Origin of the sequence: Microbacterium sp. NPDC059771, assembly GCF_042732495.1 — a bacterium.
GTDB lineage: Bacteria > Actinomycetota > Actinomycetes > Actinomycetales > Microbacteriaceae > Microbacterium > Microbacterium sufflavum.
This window is the reverse complement of the sequence record NZ_JBHWHK010000002.1, coordinates 508,930-529,360: the sequence shown is the minus strand read 5'-3', so window position 1 is coordinate 529,360 and position 20,431 is coordinate 508,930. Positions and strand designations below refer to the sequence as shown.

Here is a 20,431-nt window from a genome sequence, read left to right as displayed (position 1 = left end):
GCCGGAGGCGTCAGAACAGCTGGCGCCAGTTGGCCCGCGCCAGATCGAGGAGCTCGTCGCCGCGGCCCGACATGACCGTGCGGATCGCGTACAGCGCGAACCCCTTCACCTGCGCCGCCTCGATCGCGGGCGGCATCGAGAGCTCCTGACGCTCGGTGACCACGTCGAGCAGGGCGGGACCGTCGTGCGCCAGCACCTCGCGGACGGCGTCCGGCAGCTCGTCGCTGCGCTCCACCCGGCGGGCGAAGATCCCCATGGCTTCGGCGATGGCGGCGAAGCTCGGGTTGTCCAGTCCGGTGCCGTACGTGACGAACCCGGCGGCCTTCATCTCCAGCTCCACGAAGTTCAGCGAGGAGTTGTTCACCACGATGGTCTTCACGGGCAGACGGTTCTGCGTGAGCGTGAGCAGCTCGCCCAGCATCATCGACAGCCCGCCGTCGCCCGCGAGGGCCACGACCTGGCGCTGCGGGTGGGCGACCTGCGCGCCGATGCCGTGCAGCAGCGCGTTCGCCATCGAGCCGTGCGTGAACGAGCCGATCAGTCGACGGTGCTCGGTCATCGTCAGGTAACGCGCCGCCCACACCGTCGGCGACCCCACGTCGGCCGTGAAGATCGCGTCGTCCGCGGCGTGCTCGTCGAGCAGCCGCGCGAGGTACTGCGGGTGGATCGGGCGGTCGCCCTTCGCCGGGACCGCGAGCTCGTCGAGCTTCTTGCGCGTCTTGCGGTAGTGCGCCGTCGCGTCGTCGAGGTGCGTGCGGTCGTCCTTGCGGGCGAGGCGCGGCAGCAGGGCCTCCGCGGTGGCGCCGACGTCGCCCACGAGTCCGAGGTCGAGCGGGTGGCGCTTGCCGAGCTGCGAGCCGCGGATGTCCACCTGGATCGTGGTCGCGTGGTCGGGGTAGAACTGCTCGTACGGGAAGTCGCTGCCGAGCACGAGCAGCGTGTCGGCGGCCTCCATCGCCCGGTAGCCGGACGCGAACCCGAGCAGACCGGTCATGCCGACGTCGAACGGGTTGTCGTACTCGATGAACTCCTTGCCGCGCAGCGCGTGCACGATCGGCGCGCCCAGGCGGTCGGCCAGCGCGATCACCTCGTCGTGCGCGCCCTCGACGCCGGCGCCGGCGAGGATCGTGACACGCTTCGCGGCGTTCAGCAGCGTGGCGGCCTGCTCCAGCTCCGCCCCGCTCGGTGCCACCACCGGCCGGGCGCGGCGGACCACGACCGCGCGGTCATCCTCGATCTCCGCCAGCGCCACATCGCCAGGGATCACCAGCACCGCGACACCGCGCTCCTCTATCGCCGCCCGCATCGCGATCTCCATCAGCCGCGGCATCTGCTTCGGGTCCGCCACGTACTCGACGTACACGCTGCACTCGCGGAACAGCTCCTGCGGGTGCGTCTCCTGGAAGTAGCCGGTGCCGATCTCGGTCGTCGGGATGTGCGCCGCGATCGCCAGGACGGGCACGCGGGAACGCTGGGCGTCGTACAGCCCGTTGATGAGGTGCAGGTTGCCCGGCCCGCACGACCCGGCGACGACGGCGAGCTCACCCGTGGTGCCCGCGTCCGCGGCGGCCGCGAACGCCGCGGACTCCTCGTGGCGCACGTGCACCCAGCGGATGCGGCCGTCCTTGCGCAGCGCGTCCGTGAATCCGTTGAGCGAATCCCCGGGGATGCCGTAGACCCGATCGATCCCGTTGGCGTGCAGAGTCTTGACGATGTTCTCAGCGACGTTGGCCATACTCCGACCCTACGCCCGCCCCTCCGCCCTGGTGCCGGGGTTGACGCGGGCCGGTCAGTACTCCTGGGGGCCGTCGCGCTCCGGCTCGGGATCACGATGGAACGCGCGTCCCGACACCGAGGCGGGTGCGATGCGGACGAACACCCGCTTGACGGTCGGGATCCACGGGCGCAGTCCCGCGGCCTCGGCGCGCGCGACATCGGCATCGGTCTCCAGCGCCGCGGCGTGCCCGCGCACGACCACGCTCCACGCGTCGACGTCGGTGTGGTCGTCGACCTCGAACAGCACATCGGCGTTCGCGGTCAGTTCGAACAGCTTGCTCCCCGGAGCGGTGCGGAACACGATGCCGTCCCCGTCGACCGCGTAGTTGATCGGGAAGATGTCGATCGTGTCGCCGATGTGGGTCACGAGGCGTCCGAGCTCCTGTCCGCGCAGGCGCTCCCAGCTCTCGGCATCGGTCAGGGTCCGGACGGGGTCGCTGTGCACACTCATGCCGACATTGTCACCCACGGACCCGCCGGCTGGACAGCACCCGTCCGAACGTCACAGGCCCGGACGCGACAGTGCCCGGGGGCCGATCGACCCCCGGGCACCGTCACCGCGTCGGACTCAGCCGATGCGGATGAGCTTCTTGTTGACGAACTCGTCGGCGGCGAGGTGTCCGAGCTCACGCGCGGTGCCGCTGCGCTTGATGCCACCGAACGGCAGCTCCGGGCTGTCGGCGAGAACCAGGTTGACGTACACCATGCCGGCCTCGATCTTGTCGGCCACCCGCTCCGCCTGGGCCTCATCGGTCGTGAAGACGTACGACCCGAGCCCGAACGTGGTGTCGTTGGCCAGCTGCACCGCGGCGTCCTCGTCGGCCACGCGGTACACGACGGCGGCGGGGCCGAACAGCTCCTCCCGGTACACGTCCATCTCCGGCGTGACGTCGGCGAGCACGGTCGGCGCGAAGAACGCCCCGTCGCGCGTGCCCCCGGTCAGCAGCGTGGCGCCCTGGGCGACCGCGGTGTCGATCTGCTTCTGCAGGTTCTCCGCCGCCGCCTCCGACGACACCGGTCCGAGCACGGTGTCGTCCTGCGTGGGGTCGGTCGCCTCGACGGCCGCCATCGCCGCCGTGAACTTCTCCACGAACGCGTCGTACAGCTCGTCGACGATGATGAAGCGCTTGGCGCCGTTGCACGCCTGACCGTTGTTGTCGAGCCGCGCGTCCACGCCGGCCTGGACCGTCGCGTCGAGGTCGTCGGTCGAGAGCACGAGGAACGGGTCGGAGCCGCCGAGCTCCAGCGCGACCTTCTTGAGGTGCCGTCCGGCGACCTCGGCCACCGCCGCCCCCGCACGCTCCGAGCCGGTGAGCGAGACGCCCTGCACGCGCGGGTCGGCGATCATGTCGGCGATCTGCTCGTTCGTGGCGAGCACGTTCTGGTACGCGCCCTTCGGGAACCCGGCGTCGTGGTAGATCGCCTCGATCGCGCTCGACGACTCCGGGCACTGCGGCGCGGGCTTCAGCAGGATCGTGTTGCCGACGATCAGGTTCGGCGCCGCGAAGCGCACGATCTGGTAGGCCGGGAAGTTCCACGGCATGATGCCCACGAGCGGCCCCAGCGACGACCGGCGGATGATCGCCGAGCCGTCGCCGAGGATCGTGATGGGCTGGTCGGCCATGATGTCCTCGGCCTGATCCGCGTAGTACTCGGCGATGTCGGCGGCGAAGTCGACCTCGCCGAGCGCGGCCTCGCGCGGCTTGCCCATCTCGCGCACGAACACGTCGGCCAGCTCCTCGCGGCGCTCGCGATGCAGCTCGGCGGCGCGGCGCAGCAGCCGTGCGCGCTCCGCGACCGTGGTCGAGCGCGACCACTCGCGGTGCGCCTCGTCGGCGGCCGCGACCGCCTCTTCGATCTGCGCATCGGTGAACGTGTCGTACGTGGCCAGGGTCTCGCCGGTGGCGGGATTGACGACGGCGTAGTCGGTCATGTCTCCTCCTCTTGCCGTCCGGTCAGGAGACCGGGATCAGCGTGTACTTGGTGGACAGGTACTCGTGGATGCCCTCGAAGCCGCCCTCGCGTCCGACACCGGACTGCTTGACGCCGCCGAACGGAGCCGCCGCGTTGGAGACCACGCCCACATTGAGTCCCATCATGCCGGTCTCGAGCGCGTCGATCATGCGCTGACCGCGCTGCAGGTTCTCGGTGAACACGTACGACACCAGGCCGTACTCGGTGTCGTTCGCGAGGCGCACGGCCTCGTCCTCGGTCTCGAACGTGGCGATCGCCAGCACCGGGCCGAAGATCTCCTCGCGCAGGATCGCGCTGCCGGCCACGACATCGGTGAGGACCGTGGGCTCGTAGAACGTGCCGGTGCCCTCGAGCGCCTTGCCGCCCGCGAGCAGGGTCGCGCCGCGCTCCACCGCGTCGTCGACGAGCTCGCCCGCCTTGGCCACCGCGTCCTCGTCGATGAGCGGGCCGATCGCCACGCCCTCCTCGGTGCCGCGGCCGATCTTCATCGCGTTCACGCGCTCGGTCACCCGCTTGGCGAACTCGCCGGCCACGTCACGGTGCACGATGAAGCGGTTGGCCGCCGTGCACGCCTGGCCGATGTTGCGGAACTTCGCGGCGAGCGCGCCCTCCACGGCCTTGTCGAGGTCGGCGTCGTCGAACACCACGAACGGCGCGTTGCCGCCGAGCTCCATCGACACGCGCAGCACGCCCTCGGCCGCCTGCGCGATGAGCTTGCGGCCCACCTCGGTCGACCCCGTGAACGACAGCTTGCGCAGCCGGGGGTCCGCGATGATCGGCGCCGACAGGGCGCTGGACTTCGAGGTCTGCACCACGTTGACGACGCCGGCGGGGAGCCCCGCCTCCTCCAGCAGCTTCGTGAAGAAGATGGTCGTGAGCGGCGTGAGTGCCGGGGGCTTGATGACCACCGTGCACCCGGCGGCGAGCGCCGGCGCGATCTTGCGGGTGGCCATCGCGAACGGGAAGTTCCACGGGGTGACGAAGAACGACGGCCCGACGGGGCGCTGCGACACGATCATGTGCCCGGTGCCCTCCGGGTTCAGACCGTAGCGACCGCTGATGCGCACGGCCTCCTCGCTGAACCAGCGGAGGAACTCGCCGCCGTACGCGACCTCGCCGCGCGCCTCGGCGAGCGGCTTGCCCATCTCCAGGGTCATCAGCAGCGCCAGGTCTTCCTTGTGCGCCTGCACCAGGTCGAACGCGCGGCGCAGGATCTCGCTCCGCACGCGCGGAGCGGTGGCGGCCCACTCGTCCTGAGCGGCCACCGCGGCGTCGAGCGCACGGATGCCGTCGGCGGGCGTGGCGTCGGCGATCGTGCGGATCACCTGGTTCGTGGCCGGGTCCTTGACGTCGAACGTGGCGCCGGTCTCGCCGTCGATCCACTGTCCGCCGATGAAGAGTCCAGTGGGGATGCTGTCGAGCAGCGCCTGCTCGGTCTGAGTGCTCATGGGTTCTCTTTCTGTGAGTGGGGGCTAGGGGCGACGACGCCGGCTCAGCGGCGCGTCGATGCTCAGCGTCTGTCCGCGGAAGAACGCCGGGCGGCGGATCGCGTTCCAGATCATCACCGCGATGCCCACGACGATGATCAGCATCCCGAGGATGAACACGATCCCGACGCCGCCGATCTCCGACCCCGAGCCGTACGCCGGGTCCATCGAGTCGATCAGCGTGGTGAAGAACAGGATCGCGAGGATGATGCCACCCACCAGCGGGAACAGGAACGTGAAGAAGACGTTGCGCGTGGAGTCGAACCACTGCTTGCGGAAGTACCAGACGCACGCGAACGCGGTGATGCCGTAGTAGAAGCAGATCATCATGCCGAGCGTGAGGATCGTGTCCCACAGGGTGTCCTCGCTGACCACGCGCATGACCGCGTAGAACGCCGAGGCGACGATGGCCGAGACGATCGTGGCGTAGCCGGGGGTGAAGAACCGCGGGCTGACCTTCGCGAACGACTTCGGCAGGGCGCCGTAGTGGCCCATCGCGAGCAGGGTGCGCGCCGGACCGACGAACGTCGACTGCAGCGACGACGCCGAGCTGGTGAGCACCGCCAGCGACACGAGGAACGCGAGCGGCCCGAGGATCGGTCCGGAGAGGTGGAAGAACACGTTCTCCTGGATGTCGCCGTTGCCGAGGCCGAGCTCGCCCGTGCCCACGCCCGCGAACATGATCATCGCGACGGCGAGGAGCAGGTACAGCGAGACGATCGTGAGCACGGTGACCGTGGCCGCGCGGCCCGGCGTCTTCTCCGGGTCCTTCGTCTCCTCGTTCATGGTGAGCGTGACGTCCCAGCCCCAGAAGATGAAGATCGACAGGGAGAGACCGGCCGCCACGGCGCTGAACGACGAGATCGCGAACGGGTTGAACCAGTTGAGGTCGAACGGCTGGTAGTCGAAGCCGTTGCCGCTCACGGCCTGGACGATCGCGGCGACCGCGAAGAACACCAGCACCAGGATCTGGAAGCCCACCAGCCAGTACTGCAGCTTCTGGGTCGTCTGCATGTCGCGGTACGACACCCACGTCGCCCCCAGCATGAACAGCAGGCACACGCCGATGTTGATCCACGTCACCCCGGCCAGGTCGGCGATCCCGGCGTTGCCCGTGATCTGCGACAGCAGCAGGAACAGGAAGTCGACGGCGACCCCGGCGAGGTTCGACAGCACCAGGATCGTCGCGACGACCAGGCCCCAGCCGGCCATCCAGCCCACCCAGGGTCCGAACGCGCGGGCGGCCCAGGTGAAGGACGTGCCGGAGTCGGGCATGCGGTTGTTGAGCTCGCGGTAGCCGAAGGCCACCAGGAGCATCGGGATGAAGCCGACGAGGATGATCGCCGGGATCTGCGCGCCCACCTCGGACGCGGTGGGGCCGACGGCGGCCGTGAACGTGTAGGCGGGGGCGATGCACGAGATGCCGATCACGACGGCGCCGATGAGGCCGACGGTGCCGGCACTCAGGCCCTTCGTGGAGATGCCGGTCGTGACGCCGGATGCGGGCTCCGTCGCCCGGTTGGTGCTGCTCATCAGCGGTCTCCTGCTTCGTTGCGGGTGCGCGGGACGACGATCATGGGAACGGGCAGCTCGTGCAGCATCTTCGCCGCCGTGGAGCCCAGGAACAGACGGCGCGGCTGTGCCAGGCGGCTCGAGCCGACCAGCACCACCTCACCCGGGAGCCAGGAGAGCCCGGCGACGGCGTCTTCGACCGTCTCGCCCGGTGCCTCCTCGACGACGGCGCCCAGGCCGTCCGGCAGCTGCTCGGCAGCGACCGCGAGCACCCGGTGGGCGTGCTCGCTGCCGGCCAGGCGGATCGCGCCGGTGTCGAGGCCCGGCGGCACGTCGAACGGCACGAGCGACACCAGCCGCAGGGAGACCTCGGCCGCCCCGGCGAGGGCGACGGCCTGGTCGAGCACGCCCTCCGCACCCGGACGCGTGCCGACCGCGACCGTGACGCGCGGGAGCACGTGGTCGTCCTGCTGCGCGAGCCCCGACGGCGCGAGGGCGACCGGGATCGGCGAGGAGTGCAGCAGCTCGGATGCGACGCTGCCGAGGCGGTGACGGCCGAAGAGGCCGCCGCCCGCGGTGCCGATCACGATCACGCTCGCGTCGAACTCCTCGCCCGCCGCGATGAGCCCCTCCGCGAACGACTCGGAGAAGCGCACGTGGCCGCTGCGCACCAGCTCCTGCGGGAGCCGCACGACCGCGTCCTGCAGCCACTTCCGTGCCTGCGTGCGGATCACGTCCTCATACGCGCGCTCCGGCGGGACGGCCGCGCTGCGGGTGCCCTCGGTGGGGAGCACGATCACCAGGTGCAGCGTCGCGCCGATGCTGCGGGCCAGCCGGGCGCCCAGCGCCGCGGCGTCCGCCCCCGCGTCCGTCGCCGTGTAGCCGACGACGACCGAGCCGGTCATCAGCCGATGCTCTCGGGAGCGCCGGCCTCGCGGCGGGCGTCGACGATGTTCGCCGCGACGAGGTGGCCCATGCGGATCGCCCCGTCGACGTGCTGGTAACCCGCTCCGGCCATGTCGCTGCAGGCGAAGTGGATCGGTCCGACCGGCGTGCGCAGGTCGGCGCCGTAGCGGTGCAGCCCGCCGAGGTCGAAGCTCGCGGCGTACGCGCCCCGCGTCCACTCCTCGCTGCCCCAGTCGCTCTCGTAGTACACGACCGGGTTCTTGGCCTCCGGGCCGTAGTAGTGCGACAGCGACTCGAGGATGCGCTCCTTGCGCTCCTCGGCCGACAGCTCGAACACGCCGTCGGCGTTGGCATCGGAGACGAAGCCGACCAGGGTGCCGCGCTCGTCGCCGTGGTTGGTGTTGTCGTACGCCTCGTGCGAGAGCTCGTACGGGCTGAACGCCGTGCCGCTCAGGCCCTGCTCGCGCCAGAACGGCCGGTCGTAGACGGCGTGCACCTTGATGACGAAGCCCATCGAGAGGTGCTGGTGCAGCTGGTGCTGGCGACGCGGCAGCGGCGGGACGAAGGAGATGCGGTTGTAGAGGATGGGGGCGTGCGCGAGGATCGCGTACCGTGCGCGGACCGCGAGGTCGTCGGTGGTCGCCACGACCCCGTCATCCGACCACTCCAGGCTGCGGACGGGCTGGTTCAGCAGCACGTCCTCCCCCAGGCGCTCGGCGAGACGCAGCGGCACCTGCTGCAGGCCTCCGACCACGCGCTTGTCGAGGATGAAGTCGGCGTCAACGAGGTTCGAGTAGGAGCCGGCCGAGGCCGCCATGAGCAGCGACTGCAGCAGCGAGAAGGAGTGCGTCGGCTTGGTCAGCATCGCCGAGCCGGTGGCGAAGGCGAGGTTGCGTACGGCCTCGTCGTCGTCGGTCTGCGAGCGCAGCCAGGCGTCCCACGAGATGGAGTCCCACTCCGCCGCGTTCGGGTGCTCCCACGGCTTGTCCGGGTCGATCTCGGCCACGAGGGCGTCGAGGATGCCGGTGATGCGGGCGATCACGGCCTCGGTCTCCGGCGACACCGGGAACATCTCGCCCGTGAAGCGGTGCGCCTGACCGTCAGGGCCGACGTAGACGCTGTCGCCCTCGCGGTAGCGGCTGTAGGTCTCGAGCCCGAGCTCCTCGATCGCGTCCTTCAGGGCGTCCTGGTCGGGCGACACCCACTGGCCGCCGATCTCGAGCATGGCGCCGTCGATCACGTCGGTCCACAGCCGGCCGCCCACGCGGTCGCGGGCCTCCAGCACGGCGACCGACAGGCCGGCCTTGCGCAGATCGTTGGCGGCCGTGAGCCCTGCGGCTCCGGCGCCGACGATCAGCACGTCGCGAGTGATCTCAGCCATCTGCAACTCCTTCGTCGTCGGGGGATGTGGGGGATGAAGTACCGGCCGCGTCCCGAAATCCCCCGATCCGGGGACGCGGCCGGACAGCGGGGTCAGGCCGAGGCGAGCGCCTGCGCGACGACGTCGAGGCCCTCGTTCAGCAGCTCGTCGCCGATCGACAGCGGCGGCAGGAAGCGGATGACGTTGCCGTAGGTGCCGCACGTGAGCACGATCACGCCCTGCGCGATGCAGGCCTTCGCGACCGCGGCGGTGAGCGCGGCGTCGGGGGCCTTGGTCTCGGGGTCGACGAACTCGGCCGCGACCATCGCGCCGTGTCCGCGCACGTCGCCGATGCGGGCGTCGTCGGACTGCAGCGCGGTGAGGCGGCCGATGAGGATCTCGCCGATCTCGCGGGCGCGCTCGATCACGCCGTCGTTCTCGAACACGTCGATCGCGGCGAGGGCCGCGGCGCACGCGATCGGGTTGCCGCCGTAGGTGCCGCCGAGGCCGCCCGAGTGCGAGGCGTCCATGATCTCGGCGCGACCGGTGACCGCGGCCAGCGGCAGGCCGCCCGCGATGCCCTTGGCCGTGGTGATGAGGTCGGGCTCGATGCCGAAGATCTCGCTGGCGAACATGTGGCCCGTGCGGGCGAAGCCGGTCTGCACCTCGTCGGCGATGAAGACCACGCCGTTCGCGCGGCACCACTCGACGATCGCGGGGAGGAAGCCCTCGGCGGGGACGATGAAGCCGCCCTCGCCCTGGATCGGCTCGATGATGACGGCGGCGAGGTTGTCCGCGCCGATCTGCTTCTCGAGCTGCAGGATCACGCGGGCCGCGGCCTCCGCGCCCTCGAGGCCGTCGCGGAACGGGTACGACATCGGGGCGCGGTACACCTCGGGGGCGAACGGGCCGAAGCCGCTCTTGTACGGCATCGACTTGGCGGTCAGCGCCATCGTGAGGTTGGTGCGGCCGTGGTAACCGTGGTCGAACGCCACGACGGCCTGGCGTCCGGTGTGCTTGCGGGCGATCTTGATCGCGTTCTCGACCGCCTCGGCGCCCGAGTTGAACAGCGCGCTCTTCTTGGCGAAGTCGCCGGGGGTGACCCGGTTCAGCGCCTCGGCCACCCCGACGTACGACTCGTAGGGCGAGATCATGAAGCACGTGTGGGTGAACTGCGCGGCCTGAACGGCGACGGCCGCGGCGACCTTGGGGTGCGCGTTGCCGACCGTGGTGACGGCGATGCCGGAGCCGAGGTCGATGAGCGAGTTGCCGTCGGCGTCGACGACCACTCCGCCGCCCGCGGCGACGGCGGCGACCGGCACGGTGTGGCCGACACCGGCGGCGACGGCGTCGGCCTTGCGGGCGAGGACCTCGGCCGAGCGCGGGCCGGGGAGTTCCGTGACGAGGCGACGCTCCTGCGGGAGGTCGGGGCCGCCGAGGGGGGTTGCGGGTGCTGCGGTGTCGAGGAGTGCCATGTCGCGAGCGTACGACCGCCGCCGGGAGGGTCGCATTCGCCGGTCTGTACAATCTGAGCAGCGGATTCGCCACCTCGTACAAACCGGAAGCCCATGGCCCCCACCGACGCCCCCACGCTGCGGTCCCTGCTCCAGCGCAGGGACCTCGGCCTGACGCTCGTGTCCGACGAGCACGCCCTGCCCGACGGCGCCCTCGACCGGCCGCTGCGGTGGGTGCACGGCTCCGACCTCGCAGACCCGACGCCCTTCCTGTCCGAGGATCTGGCGCTGCTCACCACGGGCACGCAGTTCGACGGCGCCGCGGACATCCCCTCCTACGTCGGGCGGCTGGCCGACCGCGGCGTGCTCGGGCTCGGCTTCGGCACCGAGGTGCACCGCTCCGGGATCCCGGACGAGCTCATCGCCGCCTGCGCCGCACACGGCATCCCCCTGTTCGAGGTGCCCTACCGCACGCCGTTCATCGCCGTCGCCCGCGCACACTCCGAGGCCATCGCGGCCCAGGCGTACGCCCGCCGTTCCTGGGCGCTGGACACGCAGCGCGCGCTCGCCCTGGCCGCCCTCCGCCCGCGCGGCCTCGACGCGATCGTCGCGGAGCTCGGCCGCCGGCTCGACGTCTGGGCGGGCATGTACGACGCGGCAGGGGCGCTGCTGTTCGCCCATCCGCGTGATGCGGTCGACACCGCCACGCTCGATCTGCTCGCCGACCGCGTGCTGGAGATCCTGGGCCGTGGACTGGAGGCGGGGCAGTCTCTCACGATCGACGCACACACCTTCATGCTCTTCACCGTCGGGCGCGGAGGGCACCTGCGCGGGGTGATCGCGGTCGCCGCCGAGACGCTGGACGCGGAGGCCCGGTCGGTCGTGACCTCGGTGATCGCGATGGCCGGACTGGCGCTGGAGCAGAGCGAGCAGCTCGCCAGGAGCCGTCGCCGCCTGCACACCCAGCTGCTGCAGTCGCTGCTGGCCGACGACCCCGCGCTCGCCCGCCGCGTGCTCGGCGCCCTCCCTCCGGCACCGATCGTGGTGGCGGTCGCCGCCGACGCCCCGGCCGGACCGCTGGTCGACTGGTGGGAGCGGCGCCGGGCGGACCACGGCACGGTGTCGTTCCTGGCGGAGTCGCCCGAGGGCCTGACGATGTGCGTGTCCTCGGGCGACGAGGGGCTGCTGGACGAGGTCGCCGAGCGCTTCGGCATCCGCATCGGAGTCTCCGGCCCCGAGGGCTACGCGGTCTTCTCCCGTGCGCACGCCCAGGCGCTGACGGCCCTGCGGCAACCCGCGTCTGCGGCCGTCGTGCGCTACGCGGACACCGTGGGTGCGAACATCCTCACGGCGCTGGCGACCGACGAGGCGCGGCTGGTGGCGGAGTCGCGCCTGGCGCCGCTGCGCGAGCAGGACGCGGCGGGCGGCACCGGGCTCGAGCACACGCTGCGGGTCTGGCTGGAGCACGACGCACGCGCGGAGCCGGCCGCCGCGGCGCTGGGCATCCACCGGCACACCCTGCGCTCGCGGGTCGCGCAGGCCGGGGCGATGCTGGGCGTGGATCTGGCGTCGTTCCCCGCCCGCGCCGAGCTCTGGGCGCTGCTGCAGACCGCGCGCGACTGACCCGCGCCCCGCCCCTGCACCGGCTCAGGCCCGCGCCACCTCATCCCGCGCGGCCCCATCCCCTCGCCGAGTGCGCGGCTTGCTGCCGACCACCCCGCCTGTTCACGCGGAGAAACCGTGCCCTCGGCGCGAGGCCGGGCGTCCGGTGCGCGCCCGCGGCACCGTCGCGAGGAGGGCCCCGGCACGCTCGATGTCGGCGGCGGTCTGGGCTACGAGGGCCGCGACGGTGTCGAAGCAGAGCGTCGGGCGCAGCAGCGAGAGCAGCTCGACCCGGAGGCGGTGCCCGTACAGGTCGAGGTCCGTGTCGTGCAGGTGCACCTCCACCCGGCGCTCCCGGCTGCCGTGGAAGGTCGGGTTGGCACCCACGCTCACGGTCGCGGGCATCCCCTCCTGCTCGTCGTCGAGCCAGGCCAGCGCGGCGTAGATGCCGTCGGCGGGGAGACCGGGGCCGTCGAGGGCGAGGTTGGCGGTCGGGAACCCGAGGTCGCGTCCTCGACCGTCGCCGGTGACGACCACTCCGGCGATCTCGCGGACGGGTGCGCTCACACGCCTGCGGCGGGAGAGATCGCGCGGTAGCGGCTCTGGTGGAACACGAGCGGCTCGACGTCGTCGAAGAGCGTCACGTCCTGGATCTCGTACAGAGCGATCTCGTGATCGCCACCGTCGAACGTGCTGTGCAGACGGCAGGTGAGCCAGAGCGCGGCGTCGGCCACCAGCACGGCCCCGCGGTCGGTGCGGTGCCAGGCGTGACCCCCGAACCGGTCCCCCTCCCGCGCGGACAGGGAGCGGCTGAGCGGTTCGTGGTGTGCCGCGAGGACGCTCATCCCCAGTTCCGGGACGGCACGCAGCACCGGCCAGGTCTTCGAGGTGCGGGCGGCGCTGACCGCGACGAGGGCGGGCTCCAGGGAGATCGAGGTGAAGGAGTTGACCGCCATCCCGACGGCGCGGTCGTCCACGACGGCCGCGAGGGCGACCACCCCCGTGGGATAGACCGAGAAGGCACGACGGAGCGCACGGTCGCGCGGCAGGGCATCGGTCACGGCAGTGGTCATCACGAGTCCTTTCGATAGTCAACTTTGACTAAGGCGACTATAGACAAATTTGACCACTCAAACAACCGGGAAGGCGCATCCCAGCCGTTAGCATGAACGACATGTCGACCACCCGTCTCGTCGTCCTCGGCGCCGTGAAGCAGTTCCAGCCGGTACACGGCTACTTCCTCCGGCGAGAACTGATGACCTGGCACGTCGACGAGTGGGCGCACATCCAGCCCGGCTCGATCTACAACGCCCTCCGGGCCCTGGAGGTCGACGGGTACATCACGGAGAGCGGCACCGAGGCCGAGGGCAAGCGCCCCGCCCGCACCACGTACCGCATCACCCCATCGGGCGAGGTCGAGCTGCAGCGGATGCTACGCGAGAACCTCTGGAACGTGGCGGCCTTCGACACCCAGGCGATCATGACCGTCGCCTCGTTCATGTTCGTGCTGAGCCGCCAGGAGGTCATCGCGGGCCTGGAGCACCGCCTCATCAAGAGCGACGCGATCATCACGCAGAACGGCTTCGACGTGCAGGACACGCTGCGCTCCGAGACCACGCCGAAGTACGTGCGCGAGATCTTCGACCTCTCGACCGCCCGGCTCACCGCCGAGAAGCAGTGGCTGCTCGACCTGCTGGAACGACTGCGGGCCGGGGAGTACGCCTTCGCGGGCGAGACGGCCGAGGACACGACGCCGGAGCGGGAGGCGGCGGCCGCCACGACGAAGAGCACCGCCAAGACGGCGACGAAGAGCACCGCAACGACGGCGAAGAAGAGCCCCGCGAAGACGGCGACGAAGAGCACCGCGAAGGACTGACCGCACCCCGCGCCGCCCCCTCCGGACCGGCCTCAGCGCGTCGCCGTCAGCTCCGCCAGCGCCTCGGGCGTGAGCGCCGGAGTGGTCGCTCCCCGGTGCAGCGCCACGATCGCCCCCGCGGCGCACGCGAGGGCGAGGGCGTCCTCCACCGGCACCCGACGGGCGAGCGCACCGGCGAGCGCGCCGCAGAACGCGTCGCCCGCGCCCGTCGTGTCGACCGGATCGATACGGAACGCCTCGACGTGCACAACCGGGCGACCGGTGCGGTGCAGGTCCACTCCCCCAGCGCCGCGCGTGAGCACCACGGTCGCTGCCCCGGCGCGGTGCAGGAGGTCGATGCCGCCGAGCTCCGCGCACTCCGTCTCGTTCACCACGAGCACGTCCACGCACTCCAGCAGCCCGAGAGTCGCCGCGTGGGCGGGGGCGGCGTTCAGCACGGTCGTGGCGCCGGCGTCGCGCGCCGCCCGCAGTGCCGCCGACACCGCGGGCACCGGCACCTCGAGCTGCGCCAGCACGACCGCGGCCCCGGAGACCCCGGCGACCGCATCCTCCGTCGACAGCTCCGCGTTCGCGCCGGCCGCGACGATGATGCTGTTGTCGCCGCCCTCCAGCGCCAGCACGTGCGCGACCCCGGTCGGGGCGGTATCCGAGCGGCGCAGGGCCGAGGTCACCCCGGCGTCGACGAGCGTGCGCTCCAGCAGCGCGGCGCCCTCGTCCGTCCCGACCACGCCGCAGAACCGCGTCGGCGCGCCGCTGCGGGCCGCGGCGACCGCCTGGTTCAGGCCCTTGCCGCCCGCGAAACGGCCGCCGGCGCGGCCCAGCAGTGTCTCGCCGATGCGCGGGGGGCGCGACACCTCGACCACCAGATCGAGGTTCGCGCTCCCCACGACAGCGACGCCGGACAGCTCGTCAGACACGCGCCATCGACCGGCGGTACGTCGAACCCACGTGCGACTCAGCCAGCGCGGGCGTCGGGGTTCCCATCAGCCGCTCGCGCAGCGACTGCGGCTCGTCGGACGGCTCGGCGATCGCGCCGCGCTCCTTCAGGATCGGCAGCACATGCTCGATGAAGTCCTTCGTAGACGCCGGCGGGATGACCGGGGCGAACAGGAAGCCGTCGAGGTCGGCGCCGTCGGCGAGCGCGATCATCCGGTCGGCCACCTGCTCCGCGGTGCCGACGAGCGGGCGGGCGCCGACGCCGTGCGCGTGCCAGTCGCCCAGCACGTCGCCCACGGTCTTGTCGGCGAAGCGCGCGACCTGGGTCTGCGACAGCTCCGTGCTCAGCTCCGACATGGGCGTGCCCGGGTCGTACGACGACAGGTCGAGGCCGGTGAACCAGGCGTAGGAGGCGACCGTGACCTCGGGGTTCTGGGCGTCGGCGACCTCGGCGTACGTGCGACGAGCCTCCTCCTCGGTGCTGCCGACGACGGCGGCGAACGCGGACATGATCTTGACCTCGTGCGCGGCGCGGCCGTTCTTCACGGCCTCTCCGCGGATCGCGGTCGCGTGGCCGCGGAGCTGCTCGACCGAGCCGCTGCCGACGAAGATCGCCTCGCCGTGCTTGCCGCCGAACTCGCGGCCGGCCGGAGACGCGCCCGCCTGGAACAGCACCGGGGTGCCCTGCGGCGAGCGCTGCGTGTTGCCGTAGCCGTGCGAGCGGAAGTACGGGCCGTCGTGCGCGATGCGGTGCACCTTGGCCGGGTCGGCGAAGCGGCCGGACTTGTCGCGCTCGAGCGCCCCCTCCTCCCACGCCTGCTCCCACAGCTTGTACACGACCTGCATGAAGTCGTCGGCCATCAGGTAGCGCTCGTCGTGCCCGACCATCGGCACCCCGAAGCCCTGCACGGCGGTGTCGGCGGTGCCGGTCGTGACGACGTTCCAGCCGATGCGCCCGCCGGACAGGATGTCGAGGCTGGCCATGCGCCGCGCGAACGCGTAGGGCGGCTCCAGCAGCGTCGACCCGGTGGCGACGAGTCCGAGGCGCGTGGTCTGCGGAATGAGCGCCGCGAGGAGCACGGCGGGGTCGAGTCGCGGCAGGTCGAGGCCTTCGATCGAGCAGATGTCGGGACGCTCGCCCGCGACGTCGGCCCACCCCCACGCGTCGGCGAGGAACAGGAAGTCGAAGCCCGCGTCCTCCGCCAGGCGCGCGGTGTCGCGCCAGTAGTCCAGCCGGTCGAAGAGGTAGCGCCCGTTGTCGGGGTGGCGCCAGGTCGCAGTGCCGGAGTCGTTCGCCTGCGCGTTCTCGAAGAGTCCGAGCCGCAGCTGCTTCACGGGGTGATCGGTCATGGCGGGTGCCTTCCTTGTGGGTGGGTGGTGTCGTCGTGGGGTGTCCGGGCACGCCGGGGGAACCCCGGGGGCGGCGGCGCACCCCCGGGGCGGGTGGGGCCGGGTCAGCCCTTGGCGGTGACCTCGCCGTCGCTCCACCACAGGACGCGCTTGCGCACGACCGCGAGAAGCACGATCAGGAGCACGCCGAGCAGGCAGAGCAGCGCGATGCTGGCCCAGGTGACGGGGAGGTTCGCCTGTGCGGCGGAGGTGGTGACGAGCGAGCCGAGGCCGGCCTGCTGCCCGGCGGCGACGAACTCCGCGACCGCGGCTCCGACCACGGCCAGCGGCAGGGCGATCCGCAGCCCGGCGAAGACGTAGGGCATGCTGCCCGGGAATCGCAGTTCGCGGAAGATCTCCCACCGCGAGGCATGCAGGGTCTTGAACACGTCGAGCGCCTTCTGGTCGACGTCGCGGAGTCCGGCGAGCGAGTTGACCAGCATCGGGAAGAACACCACCAGCCCGGTCACGATGAACTTCGGCACCATGCCGAAGCCGAACGCGACGACCAGCGCGGGGGCGATCGCGACGATCGGCGTGACCATCACGATGATCACGAGCGGCATGACGGCCCGTTCGATGATCTGGAACTCGGCCATCACCACCGCCAGCAGGAACCCGGCGAGGATGCCGGCCGAGGCGCCGACCACCACTTCGAGCAGCGTCACCAGGAAGTTCGACCAGTACATGCCCGCGTCGTCGACGAGGCTTCCTCCGATCGCCTCCAGCGTGGGCAGCACATAGGGGTTGGTCCATGCGACGATCTGCCACAGCAGCGCCGCGATCACGAAGGTGATGAGGGTGGGCAGCCACGATCCCCAGCGCAGCCACGACGGCACGCCGCGGCGGGGGGTCTCGCGCAGGCGCGCGGTGGCGAGGGTGGCGGTGGTGTCTCTCATGGTCAGCTCAGACATGGGCCTTCTCCGTCTGCGCGCGCAGCGCACCGCGCACGACTGCTTCCAGGTCGCGGAACTCGTCGGTGGCGTACGCCTCCTCGGTGCGGGGCCGCGGCAGGTTCACGTCGATCACCTCGGCGATGCGCCCGGGGTGGGCGGCCATCACCACGATCCGGTCCGAGAGCATGATGGCCTCGGGCACGGAATGCGTGACGAACATGACGGCCTTGCGGTTGGACTGCCAGAAGTCCAGCAGGGCGATGCGCTGCAGGTCGCGGTTCATCTCGTCGAGGGCCGAGAACGGTTCGTCCATCAGCATGATCGCCGGGTCGAACACGAAGGCCCTGGCGATCGCGGCGCGCTGCTGCATGCCGCCGGACAGCTGCCCGGGGTACTTCTTCAGGGCATGCCCGAGGCCGAAGGTCGACAGCAGCTCCGCGGGATCGCGGAGGGCGCGGTCGCCGTTCGCCCCGCGGTTGATCCGCACGGGGAGCTCGACGTTCTCGCGCACGGTCTTCCACGGAAGCAGGGCGGGCGACTGCGGCACGAGGCCGATCTTCTTGTCGCGGGATGCCGCGGTGACGCTCTCGCCGTCGATGGTCACGGTGCCCGAGTCGGCGTCGAGGAGCCCGGCGACGACCTTGAGCAGCGTCGACTTGCCGCAGCCGCTCGGGCCGATCACCGACACGAACTCGCCCATGCCGATCGTGAGGCTCACGTCGTCGAGCACGGTGACCCTGGCTCCGTCGACCCCGAACGACTTCGAGACGTTGCGCACCTCGACGCCGGCGCCTGTGGCCGCGGTCATCACTTCGCCGTCCAGATGAGCTCGTCGCCGTCGTAGAGGTCGGCCACCAGGTCGGGGTCCATCATGTCGGCGATCGCGGGCAGGTTCTTCACGTCGCCGTACTCCTGCACGATCTCGTACTCGGGCTCCCACATGGCCTCGGTCTGCACGCCGGGGTTGCCGCCCGCGCTCTCGCGCACCCAGGCCGACTCGACCTCCCACGTGCGGGCGAGCTGGTCGCGCGGGAACGCGGCGCCCTGGCCGTTCTCCTCCGCGAGCTCGGCGAGCATGTCGATGCACTCGTCGGACTCGTCGAGGCAGAACTGCAGTGCCTTGAGGCTCGCGCGCAGGAAGTCGGCGGCGACCTCGCGGTGCTCGGCGAGGAAACGCGAGTTCACCTCCATCACGTTGTAGGTGCCCTCGACGCCGAGGTCGGACGGCAGGAACTCGCTGAACGGGAGGTCCTGCGCCTTGAGGGTCTGCGGCTGGTTGGAGGCGTAGCCGACGATCGCGTCGACCTGCTCGCGCACGACCACGGTGGGGTCGTAGTTGGTCATCTTCACCATCTCGACCTTCGACACGTCGACGCCGGCCTCGTCGAGCATGGCCGAGGCGATGGGCGTGAGGTTGATGAAGTAGCCGAGCGAGCCGCCCTCGAGGTCGGTGAGGTCCTCGAGCTTCTCGTTGCCGAAGATCGAGAACGGCGGGGTCGTGCCGTAGGTCGCGACGGCCGTGAGGTTCTTGCTGTTGGCGGCGGCGAGCATCACGTCGGACGCGGAGCCGAGGGCGGTGAACTGCGCTTGACCGGAGGCGACGAGCTGCTGTCCGTTCGCGCCGGAGGCGTTGATCTCGACATCGAGGCAGAGGTCGTCGAAGTAGCCGAGCTCCTTCGCGAGGAACACGTCGAGCTGCCCGGCGCTGGCGGAGTAGCCGTAGCCGGAGATGTAGGTGATGGTGCCGGCGTCCTGGTTGCGCTGGCAGGCGTCGGATCCGTCTGCGCTCGTGGGGGCGGTATCGCCGCCCGGCGTCTGCGCGGAGCATGCTCCGAGCGTCAGCGTGGCGGCGAGAACGCACGTCAGGGTGGCAGTGGTGCGGAATCGGGTTTCCGCAGAGGAAGTAGCCATGAGGGTCCCTTCTCGGCCGTTCGTCATTGATGGCTCGATGAAAGTAACATAGTCAATCTTGACTAAGCAAGATCAAACTAAGTTCATCCGGCACGATCGGGCGACGGGCGCACGACTCTCCCGACCGTCGGGTCGTGCACGCGGAACACCGTCGTGCATGCGGGGCACGAACGGGCGGAGGTGGGGCCGGGGTCGGGCGGGGTCAGGCGGGGATGGAGCGGAGCGGCCAGGCGGGCCACCAGCCGTCGTCGAGCCCGCGCAGCAGGGCGGCCGCGCGCTCTCGCGCCTCGGCGGGCATCTCCGGCGCGGGACCGGAGCTGCTCTCCCGCCGCTCGCCGTCCGGCGACCGGATCTCCGTGTACAGCCACGCACGGCGACCCACGGGGTACTTCTCCCGGAAGCCCCCGGCGGCGACCGACAGCACGATCCACTCCAGCTCGTCCGCCGCGGTCTCGGCGGTCTCGTCGCAGGCATCGCAGATGCACGACGGCACGATCGCGTGGAAGTGGGCACCCGCATCGATGCGGACGGAGGGAACGCCCGGCGTGATCGTGATCTGCGCACCGCGCGCCGGTTCGAGCACGACGTGCTCGGTTCCGCCCTCCCCCCTCTCTCGCCGCACCTCGACCTCGTACTCGCGACGGAGGTGCTCGATGAGCGCGTCGACCACGAGGGACAGCGGTGCGAAGCGCTCCAGGTGGGATTCCCGGGAGTACGACTCCTCCGGCGCGATGCCGTCGGGCCAGCGGTGCCCGTAGGGGATCCCCTCGCCGCGGTCGTCGTGGAAGGTCAGGATCGGGAGAGCAGGCCGGACATACGCGCGCGCCGGGACGACGACGACCGCGGGAGCCGAATCCTCCGCGGACAGCGCCCTCATCTCCGCATCATCGATGTCGTCCTGCTCCCACGGAGCGAGCATCTGCAGGAACGCATCCCGCTGGCCGGGCTGCTGCACCATCCCCTGCACGAGACCGGCGACCGGGATCGAGAGGGTGTTGGTCCCGATCTCCGGCTCACTCGTCATCCGCCATGTCGCGGCCGGGTGCACGACCGCGATGACGTTTCCCACGAACCGCGCCGCCCCCGCGGCCAGCGTCTCGCTCTCGAGGACCTCAGGATGACCGGCGACGAAGTCCCACGTCACCCCGAGATCGACGGCGAGCAGCGCGGGGTCGACCTCGTGGCCCCGCGCGAACTCGGCGAAAGGCTCGAAGCCGTCGACGAACCGGACCGGCCCCGGAGCATCCGCCTGCGGGGGCATCCACACGACCGCGGCGGCACCCGCCTCGGGCATCGGGCCGAGGGGACCGGGGAACACCGCACTGCTCATCGACCGAGCGTACCGAGCGGGG

Annotated in this window: 18 protein-coding genes; 2 read left to right on the top strand and 16 right to left on the bottom strand. The window is 71.2% G+C overall.

Features of this window, described 5'->3' with window-relative positions; genetic code table 11:
- Positions 1-10 precede the first annotated feature (10 nt).
- The 8 genes from poxB to gabT form a co-directional block, all read right to left on the bottom strand.
- On the bottom strand, positions 11-1,735 hold the full coding sequence (poxB, locus tag ACFV3I_RS16435) for a ubiquinone-dependent pyruvate dehydrogenase (protein WP_206252889.1): 1,725 nt from the start codon (positions 1,733-1,735) through the stop codon (positions 11-13).
- Positions 1,736-1,789: 54 nt separating this feature from the next.
- Positions 1,790-2,227 (bottom strand): pyridoxamine 5'-phosphate oxidase family protein, encoded by a 438-nt coding sequence (locus ACFV3I_RS16430; RefSeq protein WP_136034416.1) that lies wholly within the window; start codon positions 2,225-2,227, stop codon positions 1,790-1,792.
- A gap of 117 nt (positions 2,228-2,344) precedes the next feature.
- Complete coding sequence (locus tag ACFV3I_RS16425; RefSeq protein ID WP_136036151.1) at positions 2,345-3,709, bottom strand: NAD-dependent succinate-semialdehyde dehydrogenase; 1,365 nt, start codon at positions 3,707-3,709, stop codon at positions 2,345-2,347.
- A 22-nt stretch (positions 3,710-3,731) separates the two neighbouring features.
- Complete coding sequence (locus ACFV3I_RS16420; RefSeq protein ID WP_136034420.1) at positions 3,732-5,198, bottom strand: NAD-dependent succinate-semialdehyde dehydrogenase; 1,467 nt, start codon at positions 5,196-5,198, stop codon at positions 3,732-3,734.
- Positions 5,199-5,222: 24 nt separating this feature from the next.
- Positions 5,223-6,770 (bottom strand): APC family permease, encoded by a 1,548-nt coding sequence (locus tag ACFV3I_RS16415; protein WP_378823657.1) that lies wholly within the window; start codon positions 6,768-6,770, stop codon positions 5,223-5,225.
- Positions 6,770-7,654: a universal stress protein gene (locus tag ACFV3I_RS16410; protein WP_136036501.1), complete on the bottom strand. Its 885-nt coding sequence runs from the start codon at positions 7,652-7,654 to the stop codon at positions 6,770-6,772. The genes ACFV3I_RS16415 and ACFV3I_RS16410 overlap by 1 nt, the downstream gene beginning before the upstream one ends.
- The gene (locus ACFV3I_RS16405) at positions 7,654-9,036 is read right to left on the bottom strand and encodes a flavin monoamine oxidase family protein (RefSeq protein WP_378823655.1); all 1,383 of its coding nucleotides are present in this window, start codon (positions 9,034-9,036) and stop codon (positions 7,654-7,656) included. Before ACFV3I_RS16405 ends, ACFV3I_RS16410 begins: the two co-directional genes overlap by 1 nt.
- Before the next feature lie 92 nt (positions 9,037-9,128).
- Complete coding sequence (gabT, locus tag ACFV3I_RS16400) at positions 9,129-10,490, bottom strand: 4-aminobutyrate--2-oxoglutarate transaminase (RefSeq protein WP_378823653.1); 1,362 nt, start codon at positions 10,488-10,490, stop codon at positions 9,129-9,131.
- A gap of 93 nt (positions 10,491-10,583) precedes the next feature.
- Here gabT and ACFV3I_RS16395 point away from each other — a divergent pair, with 93 nt between their 5' ends.
- Positions 10,584-12,092 carry a PucR family transcriptional regulator gene (locus ACFV3I_RS16395; RefSeq protein ID WP_136029591.1) on the top strand — a complete coding sequence of 503 codons (1,509 nt, stop codon included), beginning with the start codon at positions 10,584-10,586 and terminating at the stop codon, positions 12,090-12,092.
- A gap of 102 nt (positions 12,093-12,194) precedes the next feature.
- On the opposite strand, the gene ACFV3I_RS16390 is transcribed toward ACFV3I_RS16395, so the two are convergent.
- Positions 12,195-12,638: a riboflavin kinase gene (locus tag ACFV3I_RS16390; RefSeq protein WP_136036598.1), complete on the bottom strand. Its 444-nt coding sequence runs from the start codon at positions 12,636-12,638 to the stop codon at positions 12,195-12,197.
- Positions 12,635-13,144, bottom strand: coding sequence for a flavin reductase family protein (locus ACFV3I_RS16385; protein WP_378823650.1), 510 nt, complete (start codon positions 13,142-13,144; stop codon positions 12,635-12,637). Before ACFV3I_RS16385 ends, ACFV3I_RS16390 begins: the two co-directional genes overlap by 4 nt.
- A gap of 101 nt (positions 13,145-13,245) precedes the next feature.
- On the opposite strand from ACFV3I_RS16385, the gene ACFV3I_RS16380 reads away from it, so the two are divergent.
- A complete protein-coding gene (locus tag ACFV3I_RS16380; protein ID WP_378823648.1) occupies positions 13,246-13,947 on the top strand; it encodes a PadR family transcriptional regulator in 702 nt (233 codons plus the stop codon).
- 32 nt (positions 13,948-13,979) lie between these two features.
- Here the strand turns inward: ACFV3I_RS16380 and ACFV3I_RS16375 are convergent, their stop codons facing one another.
- From ACFV3I_RS16375 to ACFV3I_RS16350, 6 genes are all read right to left on the bottom strand, one after another.
- On the bottom strand, positions 13,980-14,864 hold the full coding sequence (locus ACFV3I_RS16375) for a ribokinase (protein ID WP_378823646.1): 885 nt from the start codon (positions 14,862-14,864) through the stop codon (positions 13,980-13,982).
- Positions 14,857-16,233: an NtaA/DmoA family FMN-dependent monooxygenase gene (locus tag ACFV3I_RS16370; RefSeq protein ID WP_378823644.1), complete on the bottom strand. Its 1,377-nt coding sequence runs from the start codon at positions 16,231-16,233 to the stop codon at positions 14,857-14,859. Before ACFV3I_RS16370 ends, ACFV3I_RS16375 begins: the two co-directional genes overlap by 8 nt.
- Before the next feature lie 104 nt (positions 16,234-16,337).
- Positions 16,338-17,186, bottom strand: coding sequence for an ABC transporter permease (locus tag ACFV3I_RS16365; protein WP_136029600.1), 849 nt, complete (start codon positions 17,184-17,186; stop codon positions 16,338-16,340).
- The gene (locus ACFV3I_RS16360; RefSeq protein WP_136029602.1) at positions 17,179-17,976 is read right to left on the bottom strand and encodes an ABC transporter ATP-binding protein; all 798 of its coding nucleotides are present in this window, start codon (positions 17,974-17,976) and stop codon (positions 17,179-17,181) included. Before ACFV3I_RS16360 ends, ACFV3I_RS16365 begins: the two co-directional genes overlap by 8 nt.
- A complete protein-coding gene (locus tag ACFV3I_RS16355; protein WP_206252883.1) occupies positions 17,976-19,079 on the bottom strand; it encodes an ABC transporter substrate-binding protein in 1,104 nt (367 codons plus the stop codon). Before ACFV3I_RS16355 ends, ACFV3I_RS16360 begins: the two co-directional genes overlap by 1 nt.
- Positions 19,080-19,281: 202 nt before the next feature.
- Positions 19,282-20,409, bottom strand: coding sequence for a DUF6226 family protein (locus ACFV3I_RS16350; RefSeq protein ID WP_378823642.1), 1,128 nt, complete (start codon positions 20,407-20,409; stop codon positions 19,282-19,284).
- Between the last annotated feature and the right edge of the window lie 22 nt (positions 20,410-20,431).

Bases quoted from the DNA above. Each gene is read 5' to 3' on its own strand.
- poxB (WP_206252889.1), bottom strand. From the start codon at position 1,735: ATGGCCAACGTCGCTGAGAACATCGTCAAGACTCTGCACGCCAACGGG.
- ACFV3I_RS16370 (WP_378823644.1), bottom strand. From the start codon at position 16,233: ATGACCGATCACCCCGTGAAGCAGCTGCGGCTCGGACTCTTCGAGAAC.
- ACFV3I_RS16385 (WP_378823650.1), bottom strand. From the start codon at position 13,144: ATGACCACTGCCGTGACCGATGCCCTGCCGCGCGACCGTGCGCTCCGT.
- ACFV3I_RS16425 (WP_136036151.1), bottom strand. From the start codon at position 3,709: ATGACCGACTACGCCGTCGTCAATCCCGCCACCGGCGAGACCCTGGCC.
- ACFV3I_RS16395 (WP_136029591.1), top strand. From the start codon at position 10,584: ATGGCCCCCACCGACGCCCCCACGCTGCGGTCCCTGCTCCAGCGCAGG.
- ACFV3I_RS16360 (WP_136029602.1), bottom strand. From the start codon at position 17,976: ATGACCGCGGCCACAGGCGCCGGCGTCGAGGTGCGCAACGTCTCGAAG.
- ACFV3I_RS16415 (WP_378823657.1), bottom strand. From the start codon at position 6,770: ATGAGCAGCACCAACCGGGCGACGGAGCCCGCATCCGGCGTCACGACC.
- ACFV3I_RS16405 (WP_378823655.1), bottom strand. From the start codon at position 9,036: ATGGCTGAGATCACTCGCGACGTGCTGATCGTCGGCGCCGGAGCCGCA.
- ACFV3I_RS16410 (WP_136036501.1), bottom strand. From the start codon at position 7,654: ATGACCGGCTCGGTCGTCGTCGGCTACACGGCGACGGACGCGGGGGCG.
- ACFV3I_RS16355 (WP_206252883.1), bottom strand. From the start codon at position 19,079: ATGGCTACTTCCTCTGCGGAAACCCGATTCCGCACCACTGCCACCCTG.
- ACFV3I_RS16350 (WP_378823642.1), bottom strand. From the start codon at position 20,409: ATGAGCAGTGCGGTGTTCCCCGGTCCCCTCGGCCCGATGCCCGAGGCG.
- ACFV3I_RS16430 (WP_136034416.1), bottom strand. From the start codon at position 2,227: ATGAGTGTGCACAGCGACCCCGTCCGGACCCTGACCGATGCCGAGAGC.
- ACFV3I_RS16420 (WP_136034420.1), bottom strand. From the start codon at position 5,198: ATGAGCACTCAGACCGAGCAGGCGCTGCTCGACAGCATCCCCACTGGA.
- ACFV3I_RS16380 (WP_378823648.1), top strand. From the start codon at position 13,246: ATGTCGACCACCCGTCTCGTCGTCCTCGGCGCCGTGAAGCAGTTCCAG.
- gabT (WP_378823653.1), bottom strand. From the start codon at position 10,490: ATGGCACTCCTCGACACCGCAGCACCCGCAACCCCCCTCGGCGGCCCC.
- ACFV3I_RS16365 (WP_136029600.1), bottom strand. From the start codon at position 17,186: ATGTCTGAGCTGACCATGAGAGACACCACCGCCACCCTCGCCACCGCG.